This window comes from Rhodococcus kronopolitis, from assembly GCF_042654025.1.
GTDB classification, from domain to species: Bacteria; Actinomycetota; Actinomycetes; order Mycobacteriales; family Mycobacteriaceae; genus Rhodococcus_G; species Rhodococcus_G kronopolitis.
Genome location: NZ_JBHSFO010000003.1, coordinates 329,696 through 341,732 on the forward strand (window position 1 = coordinate 329,696; position 12,037 = coordinate 341,732).

Below are 12,037 nucleotides of genomic sequence, written 5' to 3' on the forward strand. Positions count from 1 at the left end.
CCATTAGGGTAGACAAACTACCTCTTCAGGAAGTCCAGGATCGCGGCATTGACCACCTCTGGCCGTTCGAGGTAGCCGTAGTGACCGCAGTCCGGCAGCTCCAGGTACTCGGCGCCGGGGATCGCCTTGCCCACCTCCGCTGCCAGGTACGCCGGCACCAGGCGGTCGTCGGCGTAACCGACGGACAGGCACGGAACGGTGATCCGGCCGTAGGCCGCAAGCCGGTCGCCGAAGTCGTCGAGGTTGCGCTGCGCCCGCACTCCCGGCGTGGTGTCCGCCTTGGAGAACGCGAAGATGTCCAGCCAGTCCTGCGCCGCCATGGGGTCGACCATCGACGCCGGGGACAGGTTCAGCACGGCGGTGATCGCCGCCCGGTACTCGGTGGGCAGCGTGATGCCCTTGCGGTCCATCTCCCGCTCGCCCTCGGACAGCGCCTTCTGCAGGGTGTCGCGGCGACCGTGCGCGGCCAGGAAGATGGCCTTGCGGACCAGGTCCGGACGGGTCAGCGCGAGCTCCTGCGCCACCCGGGCGCCGAGCGAGGTGCCGATCACGTGGGCGGGGCCGCCGAGGCGCTCGATCAGCGCGGCGGTGTCAGCGACCAGGTCCTCGATGGTGATGCCGTCCGCGCACTCGTCGGTCGGCGCGATGCCCCGGTTGTCGAACGTGCACACCCGGTAGCCGGCCGCGACGAGCGCCGGCACCTGGTGCAGTTCCCAGACCCGGCCCGGACTGCCCGTGCCCATGATCAGGACGACGAGGTCGCCTGAGCCCTTGACCTGGTAATTCAGTTGAATCCCATTGATCGTGGCGAGCGGCATGAACGGACCTTTCTGACGGCAACTGGGGAGAGGTCCGCACCCGAAGCATATGGTTAGCCTAAGCTAGCCCCGCGTCGATCAGTATCGACGGCAAGCACCCGCGCTCGTCCAGGAGGAACCCGTTGAGAGTCGCCACGCTCGGATACCAGACCTGGGGTCACCGTACCCTGCAGGCCCTGCTCGCCTCCCGGCACGAGGTGGTCCTCGCGGTCACCCACCCGAAGAGCGAGCACGCCTACGAGCGGATGTGGGCCGACTCCGTCGCCGACCTCGCCGCCGAGCACGAGGTCCCCGTGCACATCTCCAACAAGCCGGACGCGGACTTCAAGGCGGCTCTGGCGGACGCCGACCCGGACATCATCATCGCCAACAACTGGCGCACCTGGTTGCCCAAGGACGTCTTCGACCGCCCGCGCTACGGCACCCTCAACATCCATGACTCGCTGCTGCCGAAATACACGGGCTTCTCGCCGCTGATCTGGGCGCTGATCAACGGCGAGTCCGAGGTGGGCCTGACCGCGCACCTGATGGACGAGGAACTGGACGCCGGCGCCATCGTGCTGCAGCGCACCACGCCGGTCGGCGCCAAGGACACCGTCACCGACCTGTTCCACCGGACCGTCGACATGATCGGCCCGATCACCCTCGACGCCCTCGACCTGATCGAGTCCGGTCGCACCGACTGGACCCCGCAGGACCGCTCGCAGGCCACGTTCTTCCACAAGCGGGCCGCCGAGGACAGCCGCATCGACTGGACCTGGCCTGCCGAGGTGCTCGAACGCCTGGTCCGCGCGCAGTCCGACCCGTACCCGAACGCCTTCACCACCTTCAAGGGCCAGCGCGTGCGCGTGCTGGAGTCCTCGGTGTCCAAGGGCTACTACGGCGGCACCCCCGGGCGGGTGTTCATCCACGAGGGCGACGGCATGGTCATCGTCGCCGGGCCGGACGCCTGGAGCGGACGCAACCACGGGCTGTCCATCGAGCGGGTGCGCCTCGACGACGGCACCGAGATGACGGGCAAGGAGTTCTTCCCGCACGGGGGCGGGTACCTGGGCGTCTGAGCCCGCGGGGCCGCACCGGGCGGGCGACCGAACAACCCTCACCGAAATGACCCCGACATATCGGACGGCACTGTAACTTCGGGCGGACATCCAACGCCGAGCCCGGAAGCAGTGACACACCATGGATTCCGCCCTCACCTCGGTCGCGTTGCCAGCCGCGCTGGCGATCATCATGTTCGGCCTGGGCCTGTCGCTCACCGTCGAGGACTTCGCCCGGGTCGCCCGTCACCCCAAGGCCGTGGCGATCGCGTTGGTCTGCCAGCTGGTGCTGCTGCCCGCGATCGCCTTCGGCCTGGTGGCGGCATTCGACCTCGATCCACTGCTGGCCGTGGGCATGATGCTGCTGGCCGCCTCCCCCGGCGGCACCACCGCCAACCTGTTCAGCCACCTGTTCCGCGGCGATGTCGCCCTCAACGTCACCTTGACCGCGGTCAATTCGGTGATCGCCGTGGTGACCTTGCCGCTGATCACCAACTTCGCACTCGTTTACTTCGACCCCGCGGACGGCGACGGCAGCCTCGGCCTGCAGTTCAGCAAGGTCCTGCAGGTGTTCGCCGTGGTGCTGATTCCGGTCGCGCTCGGTATGTTCACCCGCCGTCGGTCCCCCGGGTTCGCCGAGCGCGCTGACCGTCCGGTGCGGATCGGATCGGCCGCCGTGCTGGCCCTGGTAATCGTGGGCACCATCGCCGCCGAGCGGGAGAACATCGCGGACTACGCCGCGCAGATCGGCCTCGTCGCCGTCGCGTTCTGCGTGCTGAGCCTGACTGTCGGATACCTGGTGCCGCGACGACTGGGCGTCATGGACCGCCAGGCCGTCGCGTGCTCGATGGAGATCGGCATCCACAACAGCACCCTCGCCATGACGATCGCGATCAGCCTGCTCGACAACGTCCAGCTCGCCGTGCCGGCGGCCGTGTACGGGGTCGTGATGTTCCCGATCGCGGCGGCCTTCGGCTGGCTGATCACCCGCACGTCCCGAGCCGACGAGGACGAGGCGGTGCCCGTCGCACCGTGACGGATACGGGCGAATTTCGTCCCGGACCGGCGGGCCGACTTGTAATCTCGCACGAGCTTGCAGGGGGCGCGTCGCCCGAACTGCGCGTACCAGGGAGCTCAACGATGACCGCACGCCGGACCGCCCGCCCGTTGGGCCTCGCGTTTGCCGCACTGCTGGCGCTGACGCCCGCGCTTGCCGGACCGGCGCTGGCGTCCGCGCAGTCGTCAGACATCTCGACGGGGTCGATCATGTCCGGGTCGTCCCACTTCGGTTCGAGTGAGCCCACGACGCTGCCCGAACTTCCCGCGCCGTCCCCCGACGCCGTCCGCCTCGAAGCGGCCAGGAACTTCCGCGACGTCGGCGGCTACACCACCACCGACGGCCGGAAGGTGCGCGAGGGCCTGGTCTACCGCTCCAACAAGCTGAGCACGCTCACCGACGCCGACCAGGCCAAGCTGACCGCCGCGAACCTCACCCTCGACGTGGACCTGCGCAACGCCGGCGAACGCAAGGAGGCACCGGACCGGATTCCGGCCGGCGTGCGGTACCAGGTGGCCGACGTCGTGGGCATCGACAGCGGCGTCTGGTTCCACGAGTCCGTGCCGGTGACCCTGGGCCGGGCGATGATCGACGCCGCGGTCAGCGGGTCCTCCGACATCGGGCAGTCCATCGGGTACCCGTTCATGGTCAGCTACCACGGCTCCGACATCGCGTTCGCCGACCTGCTGAAGGCCATCGCGCAGAACGACACCGGCGCAACCGTCTTCCACTGCAGCGCGGGCAAGGACCGCACCGGATGGGCCACCGCGGTGCTGCTCACCCTGCTCGGCGTCCCCCGCGACATGGTCAGCGCCGACTTCATGGCATCGAACACCTACCTCGGTCGCACGGACGCGGTCGACCTGTCCTGGCTCGACGCCGCCTTCGCCCAGATGAACCGGCTCTACGGCAGCTTCGACAACTACGTGCGGGACGGACTAGGACTCGATCAGCCGACGATCGACACGCTGCGAGCCAAGCTGCTGGTCTGACGGAGTCGCTGAACGACGGGGCCAAGCTGTCGAGAGGCATACGCGACGAGTCGACCACTTCTCAGAAGGAAACAGATGAGTCGAAGTGCACTACTGGCCGGGTCCGCGGCCGCACTCCTTGCCTGCGTTGGTTGCGGCGGAGTCGATGGCCAGGATTCATCCGGTCCCGAGTTGCAGTCGACACACTGTGGCAGATCCGAGTCGTGGTCAGGAACGGTTCCTGTCGGGGCGGGCAACGTACCGACTCTCCCGAAGGTCGTCGTCCCGCAGAAGGACTCCACCGAGGCCAACCCTGCACCTCTCCCTGGATCGACCGCAGCCGTGGCAGGAGTCTCGATCGCACCCCGCGGCGAATCCGCAGCGCGGGAGGAGCAAGTCGTCTATTCGTTTACGGGCGATGGCCGACTCGGGTGGTCGGTGCGCTTCGTTGGGATGCCATTGCGGCTTGGCGGTAGTGGCGTCGTGGACGTCGCGGGGACATGTGTACTGCAAGTCGACTTCACCGGCATGACCGCGGCCGAGTCGGCCGATGACGGCGCCGATGTCGGTACCAGGTCTGCCCCGTTGAACGCAACGGAAATCGTTGAGGTACTGATCTTCCCGCCTCGCACGGGCGTGGACCAGTCCTTCATTGGGGTCCGATCCAAGGATGTGAACGTGGTGATCGAGCAGGAGCCAGATCCGGCCCGTCTCACCATCTCGTTCGACTCGTAGCTGTACCGGCGCCATCAGGCGACGGTCGACCCGGCGTTCAGTGCCGGGAGTGAACGGTCCTGCTCATGATCGCTGCCGGTCCCGCCAACCCGTACGCGGCGCCATCGGAAAGAGCCGTCGTCGATCATCGCTTCGGACCCAAGAACGACGCGAGAACCCCGCAGTAACTATCGCCGCAAGCAAAGGGCTGCATCCGAGAGCTCCTCGGACGCAACCGGTCCAGTTGTCAGCGGGTGTTCAGGCCTTCGCCTGGTCAGGCTCAGTGGATCGCGCGCCGGTCATGAGCCGGCCGGGGTCTTCGCGCCGGGTCGACCCAGGCGGGTGGGGTGAACCACGGGTGGCCGTCGTCGCCAATGGCCACTGCCCAGTGGTTCTTGTGGATGATCGTGTGGTGCTTCTTGCAGAGCAGCACCAGGTTCGACAACGCGGTGGGACCACCCCTGGACCAGTGCCAGATGTGGTGCGCGTCGGTCCACGCCGCGGGTCGTCCGCAGCCGGGGAACGCGCAGCCGCAATCCCGGGCGACGAGCGCCTTACGCAGGCTTGGTGTGACGAAGCGGGTGCTGCGGCCGACATCGAGGGGGTTGCCTTCCTTGTCGACGAACACCGCTGTGACTTGGGCGTCGCAGGACAGGCGTGCGGCGATGGCGGCGGAGACGGGTCCGGCCCAGGGCATGCTGGCGTGCCGGACTCGGCGGTATCGGCGGGGTGGTCTGGATCCGGCGGGACTGGTGCAACCGGCGTTGCCCTGGCAGTCCTTCCCGGTGATGCAGTTCTGGCAGGTCCCGCAGGCGTGGCTGTCGGGTTCCCCGCCGATGGGTCCGGTTGCATTGGCGGAGTGGTAGTCCCAGCCCGTCTTCGTCCAGGCCCCGGTCGCGGGTGCCGTCGCGGTCTTGGCGACAGCCTCTTTCAGTGCGTCGAGGTCGATGGTCACGGTGACGTGTGGTTGTTCGCCGCCCTCGACCGGTCCTCGGGCGTTGTCGAGGTGGCCGCGGATGATCTGCTCCAACGCGTCCGCTCGGCGTTTGGCGGCGGATCGGGGGTCGCGGATGGGGTTGCCGTCGTCGTCGGTGCTGGGGTGCGGCGTGGACAGGCCGGACAGTGCGGTGTTGAGGGCTTCGCCGACCTCGGCGTCGAAGGAGCCCTTCACGTGCACCCGCCCGCCGAGTGTGGCGGAGGCGTGGAACTCGTTGAGTTCGGGGTTCTCTCCGTCCGGTGGCACGGTCCCGTCGAGCTGCAGCAGCAACTCCAGCGCGCGGGCGCGCCGTCGCAGGACGGTGGCGTTCTCGAGCTGGGCGGCGATGAGGAGGTAGGCCTGGCAGTCGTCGGGCCGGCCGGTCTCTGGATCGGGTTGGTCCCAGTCCGTCTCCACCGCATCGACATTCGGTAGGTCGGAGGTGAGTCGTTCGAGGCGGGCGAGGAAGTCGACGATCACCTGGACGTGCCCGAGTTCGATCTGCCCGGCGTCGAGCGCCGCGGCCATCCGCGGGTGCAGGGGGAGTTCGCGGCCGAGCCGGACGATCTTGCCGACGTGCCCTGCCGTCATGCGGGTGGTGTCAGATAGCCAGGAGGTGGTGTCGGATGCACCGAGGTGGTTCGGCACGCATCGCTGGTCGGCCTCGTGGACCAGGCGCACCCGCAGCGCCTCCAACTCGCGGATCTTCTCCGACAGTTCGGGGACGGTCGCGGCCAGCTCGGTTTCGTCGAGCCTCCATGCCTCGACCCCGGTGGGGTCGGTGAGCATGGCGTCGAGTTCCATACACCAGATACTACTCGTACATAAGTTCGATGGCTAGAGCATTTTCGCTGGTTAAGAGGCATGCAAAGCGAAATTCTTTCGGTGCGCGACGCACCGACACCTCCGCCACGAGGCAAGGTGCTAATCGCCGGCCACCCGGCTCACGTCCACGTCGCCCCGCAGCGCAGCCACAAACCGAGCAGGTTCGTCGACGTACACGCTGATACGGCTGACGAGTTCGACTTTGCGCCTACTCGGCAACAGCGCCGGCAGATTCACCCGAACGGGGCGGCCGAGGTCGATGTCGATGGTTGTCCCGTCCGCGTTGGGCAGGTGCAGTCGGCCGTCGACCACAGTCGGTGCAGTCTCCGAGAAGCGCAGACACCGCGACGCTGCCATAACCTCCGCGCGACCGATGGAGGCAATCACCGTGCCTGACTGCCGAAGCACCAGGTGGGTATCGGTCAGGTAGTGCGGGTGGACACGCTCGACAGCGAGGAATCCCAACAGCGCCAGCAGCGACCAGATCGAGAGCACCGCGACTACGACTCGAAGCCAGGCCCACGGCAACAGGAGGTGCAGCACCCCCACCTCGACAACGGTCGCGGCCGCGAAGGCGACCGGAACGACCATCGATCCGCGGCTCGAACTGAATGCAACTGCTCCACGTTCCACACCGTCGACACGACCGCTCAACCACAGCCACAACGCCCGGTACCCGCGGATCTCCGCCCGGACGATCGGCCAGAACGGCGAGTCGCCGAGTACCGCCGAAATCGACTCACGCGTACCGGAACCGGCCCGTCGCTGCGCAACGAATCCGACTGCCAACCCGGCGACCACGGCACCCGCGAGTGGCAATTCCACACCGACGAACAGCAACACGGCCGTGTGCGGCGAGATCGAATGCGTCGCCAGCAGGATGCCGTTCACCGCGAGAACAACGAGGGTCACCCACTGCGCCGTCCCATGGAAGCGCCTGCTCCACGGGAACTTCATCGCCGCTCCTCGCGTCCGGCGAGAACTCGCTGCACCCGGAGCACCACCTCACGCTGGGACGGATCGGGAATGACCTCCTCGAGACTCACCACCATCTCCGCTGCGTCGCTGGTGTCGATCTCCCCGGACTCGAGCGCTGCCGCCACGTCCTCGTCCGTGAACCAGTCGATCAAGCGCCTGGCGAGCGCGTCGATGTCCGCTTCCGCCGAATCTGGCTCTCGCCCCTCGAGGGCAGACCAATCCGCGAGGAGCGAGAGATACCGGGGGCGCCGCTCGTCGTCGGCCACCACCGCCGCGTACGAGGCCAGGTAGCTCTCCGGGACGCTTCCGGACAGTGCGAGCATCTCGAGCAGGTCCCACTCGCGGCGGAGAGCCGCGACCACGACGGGCGCCTCGGCAGCCGCCACCGCCACCGCGAGCGCTTCGGCAACCTCGGCGGGAAGCGCCGACAGCGGGCGACCCGCCTCGACATCCGCCAGCATCGCGGTAAGGCGAGTCTGCCTACGAGCCAGACGTTCCCGCTCACCGTCCAGGGCATCGATCAACGCCCGCAGGTCGACTGCCGGGTTGCTGCCGCCGTCGCCGACGGCATCGTCGGACAGGATGTTCGGTACGGCGGACAGCGGAACCCCGCTGTCTGCGAGCCACCTGACCCTCATCAGCCGGAGGACATCGCCGACGTCGTACTCGCGGTACCTGTTGGAGCGACGCCGTGGCTCCTCGAGCAGGCCGAGCCGGTGGTAGTGCCGCACCGTCCTCGTGGTGGTCCCCGCCGCATCCGCCAGCTGGCCGATTCTCATGGGCCCAGTGTCAACCATGACCCAACGTCAAGGTCAACGGTCGAGACGATGGCGAGTCCGCTACCGCCCCTCCCAGGCCGCCCACAACTGCGCGTACCGCCCACCCGCGGCGACCAGCTCCGCATGCGTGCCGTCCTCGACCACCTCGCCGCGTTCGAGCACCAGCACCCGGTCCGCGGTCACGGCCTGGGTCAGCCGGTGCGCGACAACCAAAGTCGTGCGGCCCTCGGTGGCGGCCGCCGCTGCGTCCTCCAGGTCCCGGGCGCCGGCGCTACCGGCCTCGGCGGTCGCCTCGTCGAGGACCGCGACCGCCGGGTCCGCCAGCACCAGCCGGGCCAGCGCCAGCTGCTGCGCCTGCGCCGCCGTCACCTGGTGACCGCCCTCCCCGACCACCGTGTCCAGCCCGTCGTCGAGGGCTCGAACCCAGTCCAACGCGCCGACGGTGCCGAGCGCCGCCTCCGCCTCCGACGGCGTTGCCTCGGGCCGGGCCAACCGGAGATCCTCCAGTAGCGTCCCGGAGAACACGTGGACCTCCTGGCTGACGATCACCACCTGCCGCCGCAGACCGTCACCCAGGTCCCGCAACGGAACTCCACCGATCGTGACCACGCCGCCGGTCGGCTCGATCGAGCCGGCCGCGATCGCGGCCACCGTGGTCTTTCCGGCACCGGTGGATCCGACCAACGCCACCCGTTGTCCCGGCTCCAGGTGAAGGTCGATGCCGCGCAGCACCTCCCGGCCCTCGTCGTAGCTGTGACGAACCCCGGTGAGCCGCAGCTCCGACGACGCCGGCGACTTCGCCGTACCCGGCCCCGGCCCGACCTCCGGGATGTTCACCACCCCGACCAACCGGGCCAGGCTCGCGCCGGCGGACTGCACCTCCCCGAAGGTGAACATCAGCATCCCGATCGGGTTGAACAGCCGGTGGAACAGCAGCGCGGCCGTCGTGGTCTGGCCCACCGTCACCAGATCGCTTCGCACCAACAGGAACCCGGCCACCAGAATTGCGGACAGGCCCACGAACTCGGCGCGGTTGCCGCGCCCGGCGAACCTGGTGAACAGTGTGAACACACCGATCGCAAGGTCCCGTGCGCGACCCGACGCCCGGTCGATCTCGTCGAGGTGCGCGTCCTCGAGCCCGTAGGCCCGCACGGTGCGCGCCCCCGTCATGCTCGACACCAACGCCTGCGACCGCTCCCCCATCGCCACCCGCTCGGCCGCGAACATCGGACCCGACCGCGGCAGGTACCAGTGCAGGCCCAGGGCGTACATCGGCAGCGCCACCGCTCCGGCCAGGCCGAGGCGCCAGTCGATGCCGATCATCGTGACCATGCTCAGCGCCACCAACAGCACCGCGGACACCACGCTGGGCACCACGTCGGAGACCGCCTTGCCGATCACCGAGACGTCGTCGCCGACGCGGGAGAGCAGGTCGCCCTTGCCCACTCGCTCCACCGTCGACAACGGCAGCGTCAATGCCCGGCCGACGACGCCCTCCCGCAGTCGCGCCAGCATCGTCTCGCCGAGCCTGCTGATCAGCACCGACGCCCAGCCTGCGAACACACCCCCGATGATCGCGGCGACGGTGATCACCGCGACCACGCCGACGATGATCTCGGTGGGCGCGTGCGCGCGCACCCGGTCGACCAGGACACCGAACACATAGATCGGGACCAGCGAGACCGCGGCGCCGACGAGTCCGACGCCCACCGTCAGCGCGGTCAGTCCCCGGTGCCGCCCGAACTCGGTCCGCAGCCACGACCAACTCTGGGCCGCAGTCGCGATCGGGAGCAGTTCGTTCGCCGGCGCACTCACCGCAGCACCGCCTTTCGGTAGTCGGGATCGGTTTCGAGCAGTCCGGCATGGGTGCCCTCGACGACCACCCGTCCGTCGCTGACCACCAGCACACGGTCCGCCGCGGACAGCAGCGCAGGACTGCTGGTGATCAACACCGTGGTGTGCAGCAGCGGTTCGGCCTCCCGGTGCCGCAACCGCGAAATCCCCTCCGCGATGGCCTGTTCCGTCACCGCGTCGACCGCGGTGGTGGGATCGTGCAACACCAGCAGCGGAGCCCCGGCGACGAGCGCCCGGGCCAGCGCCACCCGTTGCCGCTGCCCGCCGGACAGGCTGGCGCCGCGGTCGGTGACCACGAGGTCGAGGCCGTGCGGGTGGGCATCGACGACGTCCGTCGACGCCGACGCGACCAGCGCCCGCTGCACGGCGTCGGCATCCGCGTCGGGACGGCCCGCGACCACATTCGAGTGCAGGGTTCCGGCAAAGAGGTCGGTGTGGTGCGGTTCCACCAGCAGCACCCGGCGCGCGTGCCCCAGGTCCAGCTCCACGAGGTCGGTGCCGTCGATGCGCAGGGCGCCGTCGTAGTCGGCGGGCGGTACATGTCCGGAGAGCAGCTGCGCCAACGCCTCGCCGTCCTGTGGGCGACGCGCGAGCACCGCGACCAGCTCACCGGGACGGGCGCGCAGACTCAGTCCGCTCAGCGACCGGTAGTTCACGTCGGCAAGCTCGAGGTCGGCGGACGCGGGCGCGGCGCCGTCCCCAGACGGCACCAGCGGCTCCGCATCGAGGACGAGAGCCAGCCGGTCCGCGGAGGCACGCGAGTCCGCCAGCACGCCGGGTAGCCGGGCCAGCACGCCGAGCGGCTCGATGATGAACTGCGAGAGCCCGACCACGGTGATCAGCTCCCCGACCCCGATCCGCCCCTGCAGCGCAAACAGCCCGGCGAAGCCGGCCACCCCGACCGCAAGCAGCGCACTGACCGTCACCGAGGTCCCGATGTACACACCGGTGGTGCGGGCCGCCCGCAACCGCGCACCGAGGGCCTCGGTGCTCGCCGCGCGGTAGCGCTCGGCGGCGACCGCTTCGGCGCCCAGCCCCCGCAGCGGCCGCAGACCACTGACCAGATCGGTCGCCATCCCGGTCGCCCGCGCGGACGCCGCCTGCTGGTCCGTCGCGCGGCGGGTGATCAACGGCGCTGCCAGCTGCATGAGGCCGAGGATCACCGGGGTCCCGATCAGCACGGCCAGGCCCAGTGTCACGTCGATCACCAACAGCGTGACGGCCGAGGCGACCGCCGCGGTCAGCGCGGCCACCGCCCACGGGAGAACCTCGAGCACCCAGACCGCCCGGTCCGCGTCCGAGGTAGACACGGTCAGCAGCTCCCCCGAGCGCAGCTCGGTCCGCACGCCCCGGGGGTGCAGGATCCGGCCGGCCACCTCCACCCGCAGTCGGTGCGCCTCCCGCTGCTGGGCGACCGTCAGCACCCGAGCACCGGTCCGCCAGGCCGACGTGAGCAGTACAAACAGCGCGCCCAGGCCCACCACCGACCAGATCATGGCGGCCGTGTCCCCGGTGGACACCGCCTGCCCGATGATCCATCCGATGGCGATCGGCACCGCCGTCTCCGCCATCTGGTGGACCATCAGCAATGCCGCGCCGAGCGCGAGTCGGCCGCGGTTACGGGCCAACATTCGTCGCAGGACCGCCGCGCCGCCGGCACGGTCGGAAGTGAGCCCCATCGTCGTCTCCATCCAGGGTCTAGATAAGCGAACCCTAACCCAGCCGGAACTAGCGCAGGACAGCACCATTCTCATAGAGTCGCTCAGCAAGAACGACCCGCTGCGCAGTCCGCAGCTCCCCCGGGAGGAATCACACCCATGTCCACCAAGCCCACCGACAACGACATCGCGGACGAGGAACTCGAACCCGTCGCGGACGAAACCGCGCGGCAGGCTCAGCGCGTCGTCGCCGCATATGCGGAAGACGCCGACGAATGCCGGATGCTGCTGTCTATGCTCGGGATTGGCCCCACAGCCAAGATCGACTAGACCGCCGGCGCCCCAGCGCGGTTCCGGCTCCGAACGA

11 protein-coding genes are annotated in these 12,037 nt (G+C 69.1%); 5 read left to right on the plus strand and 6 right to left on the minus strand.

Features of this window, described 5'->3' with window-relative positions:
* Positions 1-17: 17 nt before the first annotated feature.
* A complete protein-coding gene (locus ACFO6S_RS08120) occupies positions 18-818 on the minus strand; it encodes an alpha/beta fold hydrolase (protein WP_378415791.1) in 801 nt (266 codons plus the stop codon).
* A gap of 122 nt (positions 819-940) precedes the next feature.
* On the opposite strand from ACFO6S_RS08120, the gene ACFO6S_RS08125 reads away from it, so the two are divergent.
* From ACFO6S_RS08125 to ACFO6S_RS08140, 4 genes are all read left to right on the plus strand, one after another.
* A complete protein-coding gene (locus tag ACFO6S_RS08125; RefSeq protein WP_378415793.1) occupies positions 941-1,879 on the plus strand; it encodes a methionyl-tRNA formyltransferase in 939 nt (312 codons plus the stop codon).
* Between the two features lie 121 nt (positions 1,880-2,000).
* A complete protein-coding gene (locus ACFO6S_RS08130; protein ID WP_378415795.1) occupies positions 2,001-2,894 on the plus strand; it encodes a bile acid:sodium symporter family protein in 894 nt (297 codons plus the stop codon).
* Between the two features lie 104 nt (positions 2,895-2,998).
* Entirely contained in the window at positions 2,999-3,907 is a 909-nt protein-coding gene (locus tag ACFO6S_RS08135) for a tyrosine-protein phosphatase (RefSeq protein ID WP_378415796.1), read from the plus strand.
* A gap of 321 nt (positions 3,908-4,228) precedes the next feature.
* A complete protein-coding gene (locus ACFO6S_RS08140) occupies positions 4,229-4,621 on the plus strand; it encodes an AMIN-like domain-containing (lipo)protein (protein WP_378415797.1) in 393 nt (130 codons plus the stop codon).
* Positions 4,622-4,880: 259 nt separating this feature from the next.
* On the opposite strand, the gene ACFO6S_RS08145 is transcribed toward ACFO6S_RS08140, so the two are convergent.
* The 5 genes from ACFO6S_RS08145 to ACFO6S_RS08165 all read right to left on the minus strand — a co-directional run bounded on the left by ACFO6S_RS08145 (position 4,881) and on the right by ACFO6S_RS08165 (position 11,691).
* Complete coding sequence (locus ACFO6S_RS08145) at positions 4,881-6,380, minus strand: HNH endonuclease signature motif containing protein (protein ID WP_378415799.1); 1,500 nt, start codon at positions 6,378-6,380, stop codon at positions 4,881-4,883.
* 120 nt (positions 6,381-6,500) lie between these two features.
* Positions 6,501-7,358: a hypothetical protein gene (locus ACFO6S_RS08150; protein ID WP_378415800.1), complete on the minus strand. Its 858-nt coding sequence runs from the start codon at positions 7,356-7,358 to the stop codon at positions 6,501-6,503.
* The gene (locus ACFO6S_RS08155) at positions 7,355-8,158 is read right to left on the minus strand and encodes a MerR family transcriptional regulator (protein ID WP_378415802.1); all 804 of its coding nucleotides are present in this window, start codon (positions 8,156-8,158) and stop codon (positions 7,355-7,357) included. The genes ACFO6S_RS08150 and ACFO6S_RS08155 overlap by 4 nt, the downstream gene beginning before the upstream one ends.
* A gap of 60 nt (positions 8,159-8,218) precedes the next feature.
* Positions 8,219-9,973, minus strand: a complete 1,755-nt coding sequence (locus ACFO6S_RS08160) for an ABC transporter ATP-binding protein (protein WP_378415804.1) — start codon at positions 9,971-9,973, stop codon at positions 8,219-8,221.
* Positions 9,970-11,691 carry an ABC transporter ATP-binding protein gene (locus ACFO6S_RS08165; RefSeq protein WP_378415806.1) on the minus strand — a complete coding sequence of 574 codons (1,722 nt, stop codon included), beginning with the start codon at positions 11,689-11,691 and terminating at the stop codon, positions 9,970-9,972. Before ACFO6S_RS08165 ends, ACFO6S_RS08160 begins: the two co-directional genes overlap by 4 nt.
* A gap of 138 nt (positions 11,692-11,829) precedes the next feature.
* On the opposite strand from ACFO6S_RS08165, the gene ACFO6S_RS08170 reads away from it, so the two are divergent.
* Entirely contained in the window at positions 11,830-12,000 is a 171-nt protein-coding gene (locus ACFO6S_RS08170) for a hypothetical protein (RefSeq protein WP_378415808.1), read from the plus strand.
* Positions 12,001-12,037: the final 37 nt, after the last annotated feature.